Below are 15,867 nucleotides of genomic sequence, written 5' to 3'. Positions count from 1 at the left end.
CTTGGGTCCGGTTGCGGGGGACGCCGTAAACCCGTCCCTGGGGGCTTGGCCGCGGCATCCATGCCGCGGACACCCCCGCAACCGGACCCACCCCGCCTTCGACAGATTTCCGCGATCTGTAGATCCACGCCATGCGTGGATGAATCTCTGTCGGATATCGAAATCGATTGGGGTCAGATCCGTTTTCCAAAGGAAAACGGATCTGACCCCAGGACCCCATGTAGTTCCAGGATCAGTCCAACCGTCACCGGGAAACTGTCAAAGGTGGGGCGATGTGGGCTGGCAGGACCGTTGGCGCCATGGATGGCGCCATCGAGCCCCCAGGGGTGAGGGCGCTTTGCTTGCGAAGCACTGCTTCGCAAGCGCCCGAACGCACAGCCGCCAGCGGCTGGGCCGGACCCCGGAAGGGGGGTTTACGGCGTGTCCTGCCAGCCCACACCGCCCCACCAAACCAGCAGAAAACCAGAGCCGCTTTGGCTTTGGGTTGTTGCCGGCCAGCGGCCGGCACACCGCGGGTGCAGGGCGCAGCCCTGCCGACCCACCCTCCCCTGCGCACGAAAACGATTTCACTGTTTTCAGCAAACCGTCATCCCTTCGCCACGCCAGTACCATATTGCGGAGCAGCATGCGCCCACGGGCGACCCATGCTAAAAAACGCCCGCCCATCGCTTAGATCGATCCAAGACGACATTGCGATGGCCGGGAGTTGGGGGAGCGGCAACAGGACGTACCAGGCCACGCGCACGGTGCAACTGCCACTGCATGGCGATAGCGACAATGTCACTTCAAATTAGATCGATTCAAGTTGTCCGTGCCACGTCACCGGATCAATCCAGGAGAGAGGGAGAGATGGGAATGAAGCATTCAACACGTACGCATGGCCAGGACGCATTGTCGCTGGCCGTCGCGCTGGCCTTGGCCGCCGCCGTCGTTCCGGCCGGCGCCGCCGCGCAGCAGGCAACCACCAGCGGCTCGCAGGAAGCCACCAACCTGGACAGCGTCCAGGTCACCGGCTACCGCTACGCCATCGAAAAGAGCCTTGAGCAGAAGCGCGACGCCAACGCCGTTGTCGAAGTGATCACCGCCGAGGACGTCGGCAAGTTCCCCGACAAGAACGTGGCCGACGCACTGCAGCGCGTGCCCGGCGTGGTCATCACCCGCAGCGGTGGTGAAGGCAAGAGTGTCAGCGTGCGCGGCCTTGCGCCGGACCTGACCCTGACCCAGTTGAATGGCAACTACGTGGCCACGTCGGAAACCAACGACGAAGCCACCCGCTCGTTCAACTACACCCTGCTGCCGTCGAACATGCTGTCCAGCGCCGAGCTGTTCAAGTCGCCGGAAGCACGCATCGACGAAGGCGGCATCGGCGGTACGGTCATCCTGCACACCCGCCGTCCGCTGGACATGGAGTCCAACTCGGGCTTCGTCACGCTTGAGGGCACCTCCTCCGATACCCACCACGATATCGACCCGCAGGCCTCGGCCCTGTATTCGTGGCACAGCAAGGATGAGCGTTTCGGCGTGCTGGTCGGCGTGACGCAGCAGAAGCGCACGACCCGTACCATGGAAGCCAGCACCGAGGACTACCAGTGGTACGGCGCCGGCAAGGCACGCGACGCCTATGGCAACGTGCAGCAGCAGGACGGCATCCACTACTGGTGGGGCAAGTCCGGCTTCAACAACCAGACCGGCGGCAACTACAGCGACTTCTTCATGCCGACCTCGGTCAACTTCGCCGTGAAGGAAGAAAAGCGCGAGCGCAAGGGCGGCCAGCTGACCTTCCAGTTCAAGCCGGTCGACAACGTCACGATGACCGCCAACTACTTCCGCTTCGAGCTGCAGGGTGACTACACCCAGAACATGCTGAAGATTCCGGAATGGAGCATGGCCCGCTTCAACGGCGATGGAAACTGGGCCGGCGGCCGCCTGCTCAACGGCCTGGATTTCGACCCCAGCGGCAACACCGTCACCGGTGCCCAGTTCGAAAAGCTGGCCGGAAAGACCTACTACTGCAGCGAAGACCAGGCCAAGGCCGCCGGCCTCAAGCCCGGCGGCTGGGGCCCGGACGACTGCACGATTCCGACACCGCAGCTGACCGGTGGCTACAGCAAGGAAAAGGCGCTGTCGCAGACCGCCGACCTGACCATCGACTGGGACATCAGCCCGCTGTGGAAGGCCTCGTTCACCGGTGGCCGCACCTGGTCTGAAGGTGGTCCGTCGATGAACTTCCGCATGTCGGCCAAGCCGCGCCGCAAGGTCGGCAACGACTACCTGTCCGGTAACCAGTACAGCGCATGGGACCTGACCGGCACGCCGTCTGCCACCTTCTCGCCCGACCTGCAGCAGCAGTTGATGAACGGCATCGCCGAAGTCGACACCGGCTCGACCGATTCGTCGTGGAAGCGCACCGAGGTCAAGCAGAACTACTTCCAGGCCGACGTGACCAAGCTGTTCGAGTCCGGTTGGCTGGATTCGATCCAGTTCGGTGCCAAGTACCGTGATGGCAAGGTCCACCGCAACACCGGCAACACCTACTGGGTATGCCCGGGCCGTGACCCGGCCGACTATGACAACAGCCGCTACCAGAGTGGCTGCGATCCGACTGCCGGCGATGCGCAGCCCGGCTTCTTCCTGTCGAACCCGATCAGCAACATTGCCGGTGGCTTCAATGCCAACGTGTTCCCGGGCATCAACTACCCGGCGTACATCGACTATCTGAACAAGACCTACGGTGGTTCGCACAACCGTACCGAGGAAGACTTCGTCTACAACGTCAACGAGAAGATCTACTCCGGCTACTTCCAGGCCAACTTCCGCACCGAGCGCCTGCGCGGCAATGTCGGCGTGCGTGTGGTGCGCACCAAGCAGTTCGCGCAGTCTTCCGACTCGATCGAGAAGTTCAACGACTACTTCCTGGACAACGCGTCCGGCGCGCCGATGGCGTGCACCGATCCCGCCGCTGCGGCCTACCCGACCTACAGCTGCGAGAGCGGCTTCGTGCGCCTGCCGCATGACCTGGCGCAGAGCAAGACCTACAGCCTGATCGGCGTGGACCGCACCTACACCGACGTGCTGCCGAGTTTCAACATTGCATGGGACATCACCGACACGCTGGTGCTGCGTGGTGCCGCATCGAAGGTGATCGCCCGCCCTGGCTACACCGACATCGCAGCACCGGGCGCACTGAGCTACTACAGCGAGGAGTACGTCAATGATCGCCGCGTTGCCGGTGGCGCATCGACCGCAGGCTGGGTCGGCCAGGGCAGCAACAAGCAGCTGGAGCCGTTCAAGGCCACCCAGTTCGACCTGGGCCTGGAGTGGTACTTCCAGCCGGGCGCGGTCGCCGGCGTCAGCCTGTTCCGCAAGAACGTGGACAACTTCACCCTGCCGGTGGTGCGCGACACGCCCATGGTCATCAACGGTGAAGCGGTGAACGTGCAGCGCTACGAGACCCAGGCCAATGGCCGCGATGGTGTGTCGCAGGGCGTCGAGCTGTATGGCCAGTACACCTTCGATTTCGGCTTCGGCGTGCAGGCCAACTACACCTACAACGACACCAACCTGGCTTCCATTGTTCTGGACGGCCAGGAAATCGGCTCCTCGCCGCTGGTCGGCAGCGCCAAGAACCAGGCCAACGTGACGGTCTTCTACGAGAACGAGAAGTTCCTCGCGCGCGCCTCGTTCAACCGTCGCGGCCAGGTGGTCGGTGGGCTCAACAATGGCCTCACCGTCTACACCGAGCCGTATGACCAGCTGGACCTGAACGTGGCCTACAACCTGACCCCGGACTGGACCCTGACCGCCTCGGTGATCAATGCCACCAAGTCCGAGCAGCGCGTGCACCTGGGAAGCGACACCAAGGCACGCCTGATCTCCAATACCTATGCAGGCCGCCAGCTGTACTTCGGCGCTACCTGGAAGTTCTAAGGCAACACCGGGTTGCCCGGGCGTGCCCCGGTGCAACCCACGCCCCGCCCTGGCGGGGACGTTCCTCCACGGCAGCCGCGCTGGTACAGGTGGCTGCCGTTTTTTCTTGTCGGCGCTTGCCTTTCGTTCAGCCCGGCGCTTGACCCTGCCATCGTTGGAAGGTGCACACTGACTCCACCCCAAGAGCACCGAAGGAGCTACAGATGGAATTCCATGTCGATGGCATGACCTGCGGCGGCTGCGCGCGCAGCGTGACCCGTGCGATCCAGCAGATCGATCCCAACGCCAGCGTGGTCGCCGACCCGCCGACCGGCCTGGTCAAGGTGCAGACCACCGCATCGCAGGAAGACGTCTTCGCCGCAGTGAACGACGCAGGCTTCCCGCCGCGTACTGCCTGATCCCCTGCCCCCGTCTCACACAGGAAAGCCCGCCCGGTGCCGCTGCACCCGGCGGGCTTTTTCATGCATGCGATATCGAGTCAATGCTTGTGCGTACGCCGCCGCACCGCACCGGTCTTCGCGGTATCGACCGGCACCGGCGTCTGATCGTCCTCACCCAGCCGCTGCAGGATCGGGCACTCCGGGCGCTCGTCGCCGGCACAACAACTGATCAGCGATTTCAGCGTGTCGGCCATCTGCCGCATGTGCTCGATGCGCTGTTCCAGATCGGCAATGTGCTGTTCGGCCAGGTGCTTCACGTCGGCGCTGTGCCGCGAGGTGTCATTCCAGAGGCCCAGAAGATCAGTGATCTCGGCCACCTGGAAGCCGAGATCGCGCGCGCGGCGAATGAAGCGCAGACGGTGGATGTCCGCCTGCGAATACGCCCGGTAGCCCGACTCGGTTCTATCAGCGGCGGGAATCAGACCGATCTGTTCGTAGTAGCGGATCATCTTCGCCGACACGCTGGAGGCCTTGGCAGCTTCACCGATGTTCATACGGATCTCCTTCAATGGGTCGCTGCGGCGGCATCTGCCATCGGTGGCTGGAAACGGCGCAGGCGCAGCGCGTTGCCCAGTACGAACACGCTGGACAGTGCCATTGCACCGGCCGCGAACACCGGTGACAGCAGCACGCCCCAGACCGGGTACAGCACGCCGGCGGCCACCGGAATCAACGCGGTGTTGTAGGCGAAGGCCCAGAACAGGTTCTGCCGGATGTTGCCCAGCGTCGCCTTCGACAGCGCGATGGCATTCGGCACCCCCTGCAGGTTGCCCGACATCAGCACCACATCGGCCGATTCCACTGCGATATCCGTGCCGGTCCCGATGGCCAGGCCGACATCGGCTTCAGCCAGTGCCGGCGCATCGTTGATGCCGTCGCCGACGAAGGCGACATGGCCATGCGTGGCCTTCAAGCGGCGCACCGCCTCGACCTTGCCTTCCGGCAGCACCTCGGCCACCACTTCGTCGATGCCGAGCTGGCGCGCGATCGCCTGCGCGGTACCAGCGTTGTCACCGGTGACCATCGCCACCTTCAGGCCAAGCTGATGCAGTGCCGCGATTGCGGCCGGCGTGCTCGGCTTGATCGGATCGGATACCGCGATGATTGCGGCCAGGCGGCCGTCGATGGCGGCATACAGCGGCGACTTGCCCTGGGTGCCCAGCTCTGCCGCCAGCGTCGCGAACAAAGTGATGTCCACGCCCAGGTCGCGCATGAAGCGATCGGCACCGACCTCCACCCGCGCGCCATCAACGTTGGCACGCACGCCCATGCCGGTGACCGATTCGAAATCGACCATCGACGGCAGCGCGATGCCCTGCTCGGTGGCTGCATCGACGATGGCGCGGGCAATCGGATGCTCCGAGCGCGACTCCACCGCCGCCACCGCCGCCAGCACCGTGCCGGGGTCAAAACCGCTGGCGATCTCCAGATCGGTCAAGCGCGGGCGGCCCTCGGTCAGCGTACCGGTCTTGTCCACCGCCACCACCTGCGCGTCCTTCAGCAGCTGCAGCGCCTCGCCCTTGCGGAACAGCACACCCATTTCAGCGCCACGGCCGGTCCCGACCATGATCGAGGTCGGCGTCGCCAACCCCATCGCGCATGGGCAGGCAATGATCAGCACCGCCACCGCATTGACCAGCGCGAAGCTCAGCGCCGGTGACGGACCGAAGATCAACCAGACCAGGAAGGTCGCCAGCGCGGCCAGCATCACCGCCGGCACGAACCACAGCGTGACCTTGTCGACCACCGCCTGGATCGGCAGCTTCGAGCCCTGCGCCTGTTCGACCATGCGGATGATCTGCGCCAGCATGGTCTGCGCGCCCACCGCCGTGGCACGTACCGTCAGTGCGCCCTTCTGGTTGACCGTACCGCCCACCACGCTGCTGCCCGGCTGCTTCTGGACCGGGATCGGCTCGCCGCTGATCATCGATTCGTCGATGTAGCTGCGGCCTTCAACCACCTCGCCATCGACCGGCACGCGCTCGCCCGGCCGCACTTCCACCATGTCGCCGCTCTGCACTTCATTGACCGGGATGTCGACGGTGCGGCCGTCACGGAACACATGGGCGACCTTGGCCTGCAGGTTGACCAGACGCTTGATCGCTTCGGAGGTACGGCCCTTGGCGCGGGCCTCGAGGAAGCGGCCGAGCAGGATCAGCGCAACGATGACCGCGGCCGCTTCGTAGTAGACGTTCACCGTGCCCGGCGGCAGCAGCCGCGGTGCAAAGGTCGCCACCACCGAGTAGCCAAACGCCGCGGCGGTGCCCACCGCCACCAGTGAATTCATGTCCGGCGCCAGCCGCAGCAGTGCCGGGAACCCCTTCTGGTAGAAACGGCGGCCGGGAATGGCCAGCACCAGCAGGGTCAGTACGAACTGCAGGTACCAGCTGGCCTGCATGCCGATGGTGGCCATCACCCATTCGTGCATGCCGGGAATCAGGTGCGAGCCCATCTCCAGCACGAACACCGGCAGCGCCAGCGCGGTCGCCACGATCAGGTCGCGCTTCAGTTCGGCGCGCTCGGCATCCTTCTTTTCAGCGGCTTCATCATCAGACTGCACACCGGCCTCGATCGGGCGGGCGGCGTAGCCGACCTTGTCGATGGCCGCAACCAGGGCGGCCGTATCAGCCACGCCGCGCACGGTCGCACGCTCCGTGGCCAGGTTCACGCTGGCCTGGCTCACGCCTGGCACCGCCAGCAACGCGCGCTCCACGCGGCCCACGCAGGAGGCGCAGGTCATGCCTTCCACGGCCAGTTCAACGGTGGCGGGGGGCACGTCGTAGCCCACCCGCTCCACCGCCTGGATCAACGCGGCCCGATCGACCGGACCGGACGGGCGGATATCGGCGCGTTCGGTGGCCAGATTGACCGAAACACTGCCCACGCCTTCGACCCTGGACAGCGCCGCCTCGACCCGGCCGACACAGCTGGCGCAGGTCATGCCCTCGATGGGCAGGCTGATGGTGGCAGGGCTTGCGGGGGCTGCAGTGGCGCGGGGCATGCTCATGATCGGATTCCCGGGGTTCCTTCTGGATGCGGACAGGCTAAACCTTGCCATCGTGGGAAGGTCAAATCCAGCCACCCCGGGGGTTCATGATGGGGTTCATCCACGCATGGCGTGGAACTGCTGAGCGGACGGAGGCGCCAGGCGGATCAGGCCCGGCGCCCCCTGCGGGTCTGCTCAGAAGGTGAACACGTACTCCAACGCGAACTCGCGGCCGACCGCCCCCAGCAGGCGGGTCGGGGCGAAGTCGTAATCCAGCTTGTACGGGTCCTTGTGGTTCCAGCTGGCGGCGTTGAAGGCGTTGTTGACGTACACGTTTACCTTCGCGTGTTCGGTCACCTGGTAGCCCACGTTGAAGTTCCAGGTGATGAACGGCCCCACTCGACCGTAGTAGCGCGCCGTCTGCTGCCCGGCATTGGGGTTCGGGTTCGGCGAGCCGTCCGGACGTGTCGCCGGCTCCAGGCAGTTCAGCGACGGGCTGTCGCTGGGCACGTAGCCGTCGGCGAACGGCAGGCAGCCGCCGGGGTTGTCCAGGCGGTCGGTGCCCCAGTGGTAGCGCACGCCCGGCACCGAGCCCACGCGGTCGGCATAGACATTGGCATTCCAGTTGCCGCGCTGCCAGGCCAGGCTCGCGCGCAGCTTGCTGCGCAGGTCGCGGTCGCGGCGTTCCGGATTCGGATCGTTGGCGTAGCGCTGTTCCTTGGTCGAGATCTGGTTGGTGTAGTTCAGGCCCAGCTGGAAGCTGCCCCACTGCGCGGTTTCCAGGCGATAGCGTGCGGTCAGGTCGACACCACGCACTTCGCGGCTGGCCAGGTTGAACGGGCCGCGCTCGATCGACACCAGGCGGCCGCTGCTGTCACGGTTCACGCGGGCCAGGATGCCGGCGCAGTATTCGCCACCGGCCGGATTGGCCCATGGCGTGCCATCGATGTTCTTGCCGGTCAGGCAGCCGGCCTCGCTGGCCAGCACCTCATCGGCGCCGACGTCGACGATCATGTCTTCCAGCTTGATCGCCCAGTAGTCGGCACTGACCGACAGGTTCGGCATCACGTCCCAGACGAAACCGACCGTCCACGAATCACCGGTTTCCGAGCGCAGCAGCGGCGTGCCACGCCGGTTCACGTCGAAGGTGTACCAGACATCGGTGTTGCCCACGCCGCAGTTGTTGACCAGGTACGCGCCACTCTGGATGCAGCGCAGGCGGTCATAGGTCTGCACTTCGGAGCTGCTCGGCTGGCCCAGCAGGTAATGCATGTCCGGCGCATGGAAGCTGGTGGCATAGGAGCCACGCACCAGCAACGATTCAACCGGGCGCCATTCCAGGCCGACGTTCCAGGTGGTTTCCTTCTGGCTGCCGATGTTCAGTGCTTCGCTGCTGTCGTCGGCCTTGTAGTTGCCATAGCGGTCATAGCGCGCGGCCGCAGTGGCGGTCACGCTGTCCAGCAGCGGAATCTTGAATTCGACGCCGGCCGAATAGCGGGTGCGCTCGCCGCCACCGCGATCGACGTTCTGCAGGTCGAAGTCGATGCCGGCGCGTGGGTCGGGGCTGAGGTGATAACCCTGCTGCGCGACTTCAGCCACCGCGGCGAACGAGATCGGGCCGGCCCAGCCCTGGTACAGTTCGCCGGTGATATCCGCCGAGGCCTGGTTGACCCAGGACGCCGCACGGTTCTTCGCCACCGTACCCATCTGCCAGTACTGGTCCGGCGTCAGCGGATTCCACCAGCGCGATTCGTTCAAGGCGTAGATCGCCTCGCCATCGGCCGTGGTGCCCAGCTTCGGGCCGAGGAAGTAGTCGTACGACTTCTGCTTGTCGACCACGTTCTGCCGCTCTTCCACGCGGTAGTACGAGCGCCCTACCGTGGCGCTCCAGTCGAAGCGGTCGGCGAGGCGGCCACGCAGGCCGGCGCTCCAGTCCCAGGACAGTTCGCGGTTGGTGTTGCGCAACGTATCCAGCCCGCCAACCTCATTCGGGGTGAACTGGCGCACGCCAAGAATCGGACGGTTGCGGTTGGCGTCCCAGTAGTAGCCGTTGTCATCGTCGACCAGCGACACGCCGGGCGGATTGGTGCCCCAGATCGCTTCGGAACGGTAGACCGCCAGATTGGTCCAGGCCTGCAGGTCATTGCTGAAATCGAAGGTGGCATACAGGTTGCCGGACACGTTCTCGGCGCCGCCGGTAAGCAGCCAGTTGGCGTAGTCGGCGCTCATGCCGCACAGGCGACCGGTGTTGGTGATGGTGTTGGCGGCGTAGTTGTAGACCAGTCGATCGGCGGTGTAGTACTCACTGCCGAACTTCTCGCAGGTGCCGGTGGGCGGCGCCAGGCGCTGGCCCGTGGTCGGATCGATCAGCGCCAGACCGGCGGTAGGACGGAAGCCGACCTTGCGTTGTTCCATGTTCCAGGACGGGTACGGCGCATCATCGGCGTCGTCCATCTGCGGGCGGTCACGGCCGAACAACGGATCGCGCTTGGTGTACTGCAGCGCGTAGGTCACGCTCCAGTTGTCGCCGGTCTTGCCGCCGGCCCAGGACAGGTCCCAGGTGTCGCGCCCACCCTCGGTGGAGGTGCCGCCACGCACGCGCACCTCGTCGCCGTCGTAGTTGGTCTTGAGGATGACGTTGACCACGCCGGCGATCGCATCCGACCCATAGATGGCCGAGGCGCCACCGGTCAGCACTTCGATGCGTTCGACTGCGGCAGCGGGAATGTTGCCGTAGTTGGAGAAGTTGGTTTCGCCGCCATAGGGCAGCGGGTAGTCGGCCACGCGACGGCCGTTGACCAGCAGCAGCGAGCGGTTCGGGCCCATCCCGCGCAGGTTCAGGCCGCTGGCATTGGGCGTATGCGAACCCCACTGCGAGGCGGCCTCAACAGTGCCGGTCGCTTCGGTGAGGGTCTTCAGCGCGTCGTACACGCTGACGAAGCCTTCCTTCTGGATCTGCGCGGCGGTGATCACGTTGACCGGTGCCGGGCCTTCGACGCTGGCGCGCTTGATGCGCGAGCCGGTGACGGTGACCGCGTCGAGATCCTTGGTGGATGAACTGGCGGCCTCCTGCGCGCTGGCAGCCAGGGGCAACAGGGCCAGGACCAGGGCCTGGGACAGCAGGTGACGACGCTTGCGGACGATCTGAGCCATGGGTGGTTGCTCTTCGAAAGTGTGGACGCACGGACGGGTGGTGGCGCGGCACTACAGCTGATCCGGGCACCTGGATCGGTTCAAGACCGTCCCGACGCCCTCCCCTGTGGATCGATCCAAACTAAAGCACAGCTGAACCACGCCGGGCATGCGGCGACGCAGCAATGCCCGGTGCAATGCCGCTATCGGCCGCAGGTATCCAGAACAATCAAAGGGTTGCGAAACATCGCTGAGAGAACAGCGCACACGTCAATGACATGATCGCGACAATCGCGCGCGGAACGGGTTTGTCCGGCGCAAGCCAGCGTCCGGGGTCGGATCCCCTCGCAGAGGGGCTCTGACCCGATTGCGTCGGGTGGGGTCAGAGCCCTTCTGCGAAGGGATCCGACCCCGGGCAGCTCTCAGCCGTCCAGCGCCTGTCGCAGCGCGGCCACGGTCGCGGTGGCGGTCTGGCTCCAGTCCGGGTCCAGCCCGCGCAGGTCCGGGTTCTGGAACTGCATGGCCGAGCGCCGCAGGCCTTTGGCCGAGGCGTGCAGTTCGGTGCAGCCGCTGCGTCGTGCGACGGCGGCGACATTGGCCGGGCCCAGCCCGGCGCCGGCCATCACCGTGATACGTCCCGCCGCCTGGGTGACCAGGCCCGCCAGCACATCGGCACCGACCTCGGCACTGACCTGCCCGCCCGAGGTCAGCACGCGCTGGCAACCCAGTTCGATCACCTGTTCCAGTGCCGCCGGCAGATCGCGGGCGGCATCGAAGGCGCGGTGGAAGGTCACCTGCAGCGACCCTGCAGCCTGCACCAGTTCACGGCACAGCGCCAGGTCGATGCCGCCCTGCACATCCAGCGCACCGATCACCACGCCATCGCAACCCAACGCGCGGCACTGCGCGATGTCACGCAGCATCAGTTCGGTTTCCAGCGCGTCGTAGTGGAAGTCGCCCGGGCGGGGTCGCACCAGCACGAACAGCGGAATCGACAGGCGTTCGCGCGCAATCGCGATGCTGGCGAACGACGGCGTGGTGCCACCCTCGGCCAGGTTGTCGAACAGCTCGATGCGGTCGGCGCCGCCGGCCTGGGCGGCCAGCGCCGAGGCCAGCGAGTTGCTGGCGATCTCCAGGGTCAGCCGCGTGCTCACGCCTGGGTGCTCGTGTAGATCGACGGCGAGTCGCGCAGGTCATCCTGGCGCTGCGCATCGCACACGGCGTAGACGAAGCCGCGATGCAACGCGTAGGCGCCCACCTCGCCCTGCTTGTTCATGGCCAGGAAGCAGACCTGCAATGTCTTGCTCGCTTCGGGGCGCTTGCGCACCACGCGGTCGATGGCTTCACGGCAGGCCTGTGCCGGCGAGCGCCCCTGGCGCATCAGTTCGACCACCAGGAACGAAGCGGCGTTGCGGATCATCTCTTCACCCACGCCCGAAGCAGTGGCCGCGCCCACGTCGTTGTCGACATACAGGCCGGCACCGATGATCGGGCTGTCGCCGACCCGGCCGTGCAGCTTCCAGGCCATGCCGCTGGTGGTGCAGGCACCTGCAAGGTGGCCCTTGGCATCCAGCGCCAGCATGCCAATGGTGTCGTGGTTGTCGCTGTTGCCGGGAATACCACGGCGCTCGGCGTTGATCTGCGGCTGATACTTCTCCGTCTTCAGCCACTCGCGCCAGGCCGCTTCGGCCTGCGGCGTCAGCAGGTGCTTGCGCTCGAAACCCTGCTGCATCGCGAACTGCTGCGCGCCCTCGCCCACCAGCAGCACGTGTGGGCTGTTCTCCATCACTTTGCGGGCCACCGACACCGGATGCAGGATGTCGACCAGCGCGGCCACTGCGCCACAACGGCCATCGCCATCCATGATGCTCGCGTCCAGGCTCAGCACGCCGTCGCGATCCGGGTTGCCACAATGGCCGACGGTGGGGTTGCACAGCTCGCTCTCGGCCCAGCGTGCGCCTGCTTCCACCGCATCCAGCGCGCTGCCGCCCTGCGCCAGTACCTTCCACGCGGCCTGGTTGGCCGGTACGCCGAAGTCCCAGGTCGAAACCACCTTGGCCCCACTCTGCGTGCGCGCCTGCACGCCCGGCAAAGCCGCCATGCCTGCAGCCAGTGCACCGGCCTGCAGGAACTGCCTGCGATCCATCATCTTCCCCTCCCAGTCTGCAATGCACGGCCGGCCCGATGCCGACCCTGCCGATCAGTCGTGCGTGGGCTGCCGTGCGGCGTGCCAGACCGCTGCGCCGAGCACGCCCAACTGGCCGTGCTCCACTCGCCATACCGGCACCTGGCGCAGCACCTCGGTCAGCACGCCCTTGTTGAGGAAGCGCTCACGGAAGCGGCCATCGGCCAGGAAATCCTGCACATGCGCGGAAATGCCTCCGGCCAGGTACACCGAACGTGCACCGACGGCGATCGCTGCGTCGCCGGCCAGGCTGCCCAGCCACGCACAGAACACCTGCAGTGTTTCCACGGCCAGCGCATCCTCGCCGCTGCGTGCGGCGCCGATCAGTGCCTCGGTGCTGGTCCACACCGGGGTGACGCCGCGCAGTTCGCACAGGCACGGGTACAGGTTCATCAGGCCGCTGCCGGACAGCACGCGTTCGTTGTCCACGTGCGCCCAACGCTGCAGCAGCTTGCCCAGCACCTGCAGTTCCAGCGCGTTGCCGGCGCCAAGCGCGGCATGGCCGATCTCGCTGGCCAGCACCGGGCGCTCGCCGTCGGCAAAGCGCAGTGCGGCGCCCAGGCCGGTACCGGCACCCAGCACCAGCGCCGGGAATGCCTGCGCCGGATCAGCATCGCCGTTCAGCGGCACCAGCGTGTCCGGCTGCAGATAAGGGATGGCCAGCGCCACCGCCTCGAAATCGTTGATCAGCTGCAGCTCGTGCAGCCCGGACTGCGCGCGGGTGACCGACAGCGACACCGTCCACGGCAGGTTGGAATTGATCAGCACATCGCCATCGAGCAGGCCGGCAATGGCCACCACCGCGGTCTGCACCGGCTGGCCAAGGCCAGCGGTGAAATCGGCCAGGATCGCGGCCAGGCTGGGATGCTCGGCGCAGGCATAGGTGCGATGGCTGCCCAGCAGGGGTGCCTGGCCGGATCGGGTTTCAGCTAGCGCAAGGCGGGCAAAGGTGCCGCCGACATCGGCGACGACCAGATGGCGCGGAAGACCGCCGCGGGCGGAGTCGGAGGAAACCGGGGACGCTGCTGCGATGGTCACGCTGGCCTGCTTGGATCGATTGAATCGCCCCGATTCTCAGGCATCGGGACGGCTTTGCCTAGCGCGCCGGTGGTTCAGGTTGGCCTACATGCCTTCCTGTTCGGCCACCTGCACCCCATCCACCAGCACGCGCAGCCGCTGCGGGCGGAAGCCGGCGAACAACAACGGCCGGGTGCGCTCAACCAGTACTTCGTGGCCGGCGATCCGCCGCATCCACGACTGTACCAGCGAGAACGAAAAGTGGGTGCCCGGATGCAGCGGGTGCTGCACCCAGACCTTCTCGGTAGCGCTCTGCAGCAGCATCGCGCCGGTGAACCAGTGGCGGCTGAGGGTCACCGGCGTGGTGCCGGCCATGAAGCGGATATCCATGCGGGGTCCTTTCGCGTTGGGCAGCGGCGCCGTGGATCAGGGCTGGGCAGTCTGCAGGCTGTAGCTGGTGGTGGCGGTGAACACTGCACCATCAGGCTGGGTGGAGCGTACCTCGACCTTGTGGCTGCCCACGGCCAGATCGGTCGGCAGCGCGCCACGCCACAGGTGCGGCGATGCGGTGGCCTCCGGCGAGCGGTCGTAGCCACGCAGGCTGTCTGCAAGATCGTCGGCCACGTTCTCCACCATCAGGCGCGGATCGGGTTGGCTGACCTGCTTCATCGGCTGCCAGGCGCCACCATCGACGCGGTACTCGACCACGCTGGCATCCTCACCCATGTAGACGTTGGCATAGATGCCCCAGGCCGGGTAGGCGCCCTGGCGCAGCACCTTCGGCGCATGCAGGCCGATCTGCTCGCTGGCCGGTTTTCCGGCCACGCGGTACTGCAGTCTGTAGCTGCCATTGCCGGCCACGTCGAGCAACGCATAGCCCTTCGGCGTGCCATCGCTCATGGTGCTGTCCGGCACGCCGGCGGCGTTCTTGACGCCCGACCAGAACGCACCGCAGTTGGCGCCGACGTTGTATTCGTGCAGCGGCTTGTCGCCGTTCCAGCCCTCGGCCTTGCCATGGTAGACGTGCTGCTGGGTGTGGCTGTGGCCGCTGAGCACCAGCACGTTGCGGAAGTCCTTCAGCAGGTCGAACAGGCGCTGGCGGTCGGCATGGCGGAAGGTCTCGCGTCCCGGCGCCGCGTCGAACAGCGGGATGTGCATGCCCAGCACCAGCAGGCGATCCTTGTGCAGGCTCTTCAGGTAGCTGGCGAGGAAGGCGAACTGGTCTTCGCGCAGGCCGCCGATGTACTTCGGCTTGGCCTTGGGGTCGTACACCACGTCGTCCAGGAACACGAAACTGGCGCCGCCCTCTTCCACCGCGTAGGTGTCCGGACCGTAGATGTTGCGCCAGCTGTCCAGCGAGTGTTCGTCGCTGGCCGCATCGAAGTCGAGATCGTGGTTGCCCGGCACGTGGAACCACGGTACGCCAAGTCCGGTGGTGACCTTGTTGATCGCCGGATACAGGGTCAGGTCGTCGTTGACGATGTCACCCAGGGTGGTGCCCATGCGCGCCTTGGTCTGTCCCACCAATGGCGCGACGATCGACTGCTGGTAGTAGCCGATATCCTTCAGGCTGGCGGTCTGGGAGTCGGTGAACACCAGCATCTGGAAACCACGGCGGCTGTCATGGCGATCCGACTGCAGGGCGAAATCCCAGTTGCGGGTGACATCGCTGGTGGCGGCGATGCCACCGTACTTCAGCGCCGGCGAACCGTTCGGGCGATAGTGGCGCCAGAACGAAGGCAGGCCATCGGCCGCCTTCGGGAACGAATACGCATCGGGCTTGATCACGAATACGGTCTGTCCGTCGCGCACCGGCAGGCTGTAGCTGCCGTCGGCGGCGGTCTTGACGATGGCCTCGCCGTTGGAGACCTGCACCCCGGCCAGGCCCGGATCGGTCGCACCGCGGCCAGGTTTGCCGTCACGCTCCAGATACACCTTGCCGGTGACCACGGTGTCCGCGGCCCAGGCCGGCGAGGTCAGCAACAGGCAGCACAGCCAGGCGGCAGGCAGTTTCATGGGCGGTCCGGGAAAGAAAGACCGCCTATTGTAGATTCCGTTGATGACATCGCGCACGCGATGACGCATTGCCGGTAGTGTCGGCCGCTGGCCGGCAACCTCATGATCGTCGGGCATCCGGGGCTTGCCGGCCAGCGGCCGGCACTACCACACGTCAACGATGG

At 66.0% G+C, this 15,867-nt stretch carries 10 protein-coding genes; 2 read left to right on the top strand and 8 right to left on the bottom strand.

Features of this window, described 5'->3' with window-relative positions; all coding sequences use genetic code 11:
• Positions 1-849: 849 nt before the first annotated feature.
• Together H4O10_RS21780 and H4O10_RS21775 are read left to right on the top strand one after the other, a co-directional pair.
• A complete protein-coding gene (locus tag H4O10_RS21780; RefSeq protein WP_049395198.1) occupies positions 850-3,927 on the top strand; it encodes a TonB-dependent receptor in 3,078 nt (1,025 codons plus the stop codon).
• A 203-nt stretch (positions 3,928-4,130) separates the two neighbouring features.
• Entirely contained in the window at positions 4,131-4,325 is a 195-nt protein-coding gene (locus tag H4O10_RS21775; protein WP_005409441.1) for a heavy-metal-associated domain-containing protein, read from the top strand.
• An 80-nt stretch (positions 4,326-4,405) separates the two neighbouring features.
• Here the strand turns inward: H4O10_RS21775 and cueR are convergent, their stop codons facing one another.
• The 8 genes from cueR to H4O10_RS21735 form a co-directional block, all read right to left on the bottom strand.
• Positions 4,406-4,861 (bottom strand): Cu(I)-responsive transcriptional regulator, encoded by a 456-nt coding sequence (gene cueR / locus H4O10_RS21770; protein WP_005409440.1) that lies wholly within the window; start codon positions 4,859-4,861, stop codon positions 4,406-4,408.
• Between the two features lie 11 nt (positions 4,862-4,872).
• The gene (locus H4O10_RS21765; RefSeq protein WP_076738996.1) at positions 4,873-7,374 is read right to left on the bottom strand and encodes a heavy metal translocating P-type ATPase; all 2,502 of its coding nucleotides are present in this window, start codon (positions 7,372-7,374) and stop codon (positions 4,873-4,875) included.
• Between the two features lie 174 nt (positions 7,375-7,548).
• Positions 7,549-10,506, bottom strand: coding sequence for a TonB-dependent receptor (locus H4O10_RS21760; protein WP_076738995.1), 2,958 nt, complete (start codon positions 10,504-10,506; stop codon positions 7,549-7,551).
• 401 nt (positions 10,507-10,907) lie between these two features.
• Complete coding sequence (locus H4O10_RS21755; protein ID WP_099497639.1) at positions 10,908-11,639, bottom strand: copper homeostasis protein CutC; 732 nt, start codon at positions 11,637-11,639, stop codon at positions 10,908-10,910.
• Positions 11,636-12,634, bottom strand: coding sequence for a N(4)-(beta-N-acetylglucosaminyl)-L-asparaginase (locus H4O10_RS21750; protein ID WP_076738993.1), 999 nt, complete (start codon positions 12,632-12,634; stop codon positions 11,636-11,638). Before H4O10_RS21750 ends, H4O10_RS21755 begins: the two co-directional genes overlap by 4 nt.
• Positions 12,635-12,685: 51 nt before the next feature.
• Complete coding sequence (locus H4O10_RS21745; protein WP_076738992.1) at positions 12,686-13,708, bottom strand: glucokinase; 1,023 nt, start codon at positions 13,706-13,708, stop codon at positions 12,686-12,688.
• Between the two features lie 84 nt (positions 13,709-13,792).
• Positions 13,793-14,077 (bottom strand): hypothetical protein, encoded by a 285-nt coding sequence (locus H4O10_RS21740; protein ID WP_076738991.1) that lies wholly within the window; start codon positions 14,075-14,077, stop codon positions 13,793-13,795.
• Positions 14,078-14,113: 36 nt separating this feature from the next.
• Complete coding sequence (locus H4O10_RS21735; protein WP_076738990.1) at positions 14,114-15,703, bottom strand: calcineurin-like phosphoesterase family protein; 1,590 nt, start codon at positions 15,701-15,703, stop codon at positions 14,114-14,116.
• Positions 15,704-15,867 lie beyond the last annotated feature (164 nt).

The sequence above is a fragment of the Stenotrophomonas sp. I18B00994 genome (assembly GCF_014145825.1).
GTDB lineage: Bacteria > Pseudomonadota > Gammaproteobacteria > Xanthomonadales > Xanthomonadaceae > Stenotrophomonas > Stenotrophomonas maltophilia.
Note: the sequence above shows the minus strand (reverse complement) of the source record. Positions and strands in the feature narration are given on the sequence as shown.

Coding starts and splice junctions, on each gene's coding strand:
- cueR (WP_005409440.1), bottom strand. CDS start 4,861: ATGAACATCGGTGAAGCTGCCAAGGCCTCCAGCGTGTCGGCGAAGATG.
- H4O10_RS21750 (WP_076738993.1), bottom strand. CDS start 12,634: ATGATGGATCGCAGGCAGTTCCTGCAGGCCGGTGCACTGGCTGCAGGC.
- H4O10_RS21765 (WP_076738996.1), bottom strand. CDS start 7,374: ATGAGCATGCCCCGCGCCACTGCAGCCCCCGCAAGCCCTGCCACCATC.
- H4O10_RS21780 (WP_049395198.1), top strand. CDS start 850: ATGGGAATGAAGCATTCAACACGTACGCATGGCCAGGACGCATTGTCG.
- H4O10_RS21740 (WP_076738991.1), bottom strand. CDS start 14,077: ATGGATATCCGCTTCATGGCCGGCACCACGCCGGTGACCCTCAGCCGC.
- H4O10_RS21775 (WP_005409441.1), top strand. CDS start 4,131: ATGGAATTCCATGTCGATGGCATGACCTGCGGCGGCTGCGCGCGCAGC.
- H4O10_RS21735 (WP_076738990.1), bottom strand. CDS start 15,703: ATGAAACTGCCTGCCGCCTGGCTGTGCTGCCTGTTGCTGACCTCGCCG.
- H4O10_RS21760 (WP_076738995.1), bottom strand. CDS start 10,506: ATGGCTCAGATCGTCCGCAAGCGTCGTCACCTGCTGTCCCAGGCCCTG.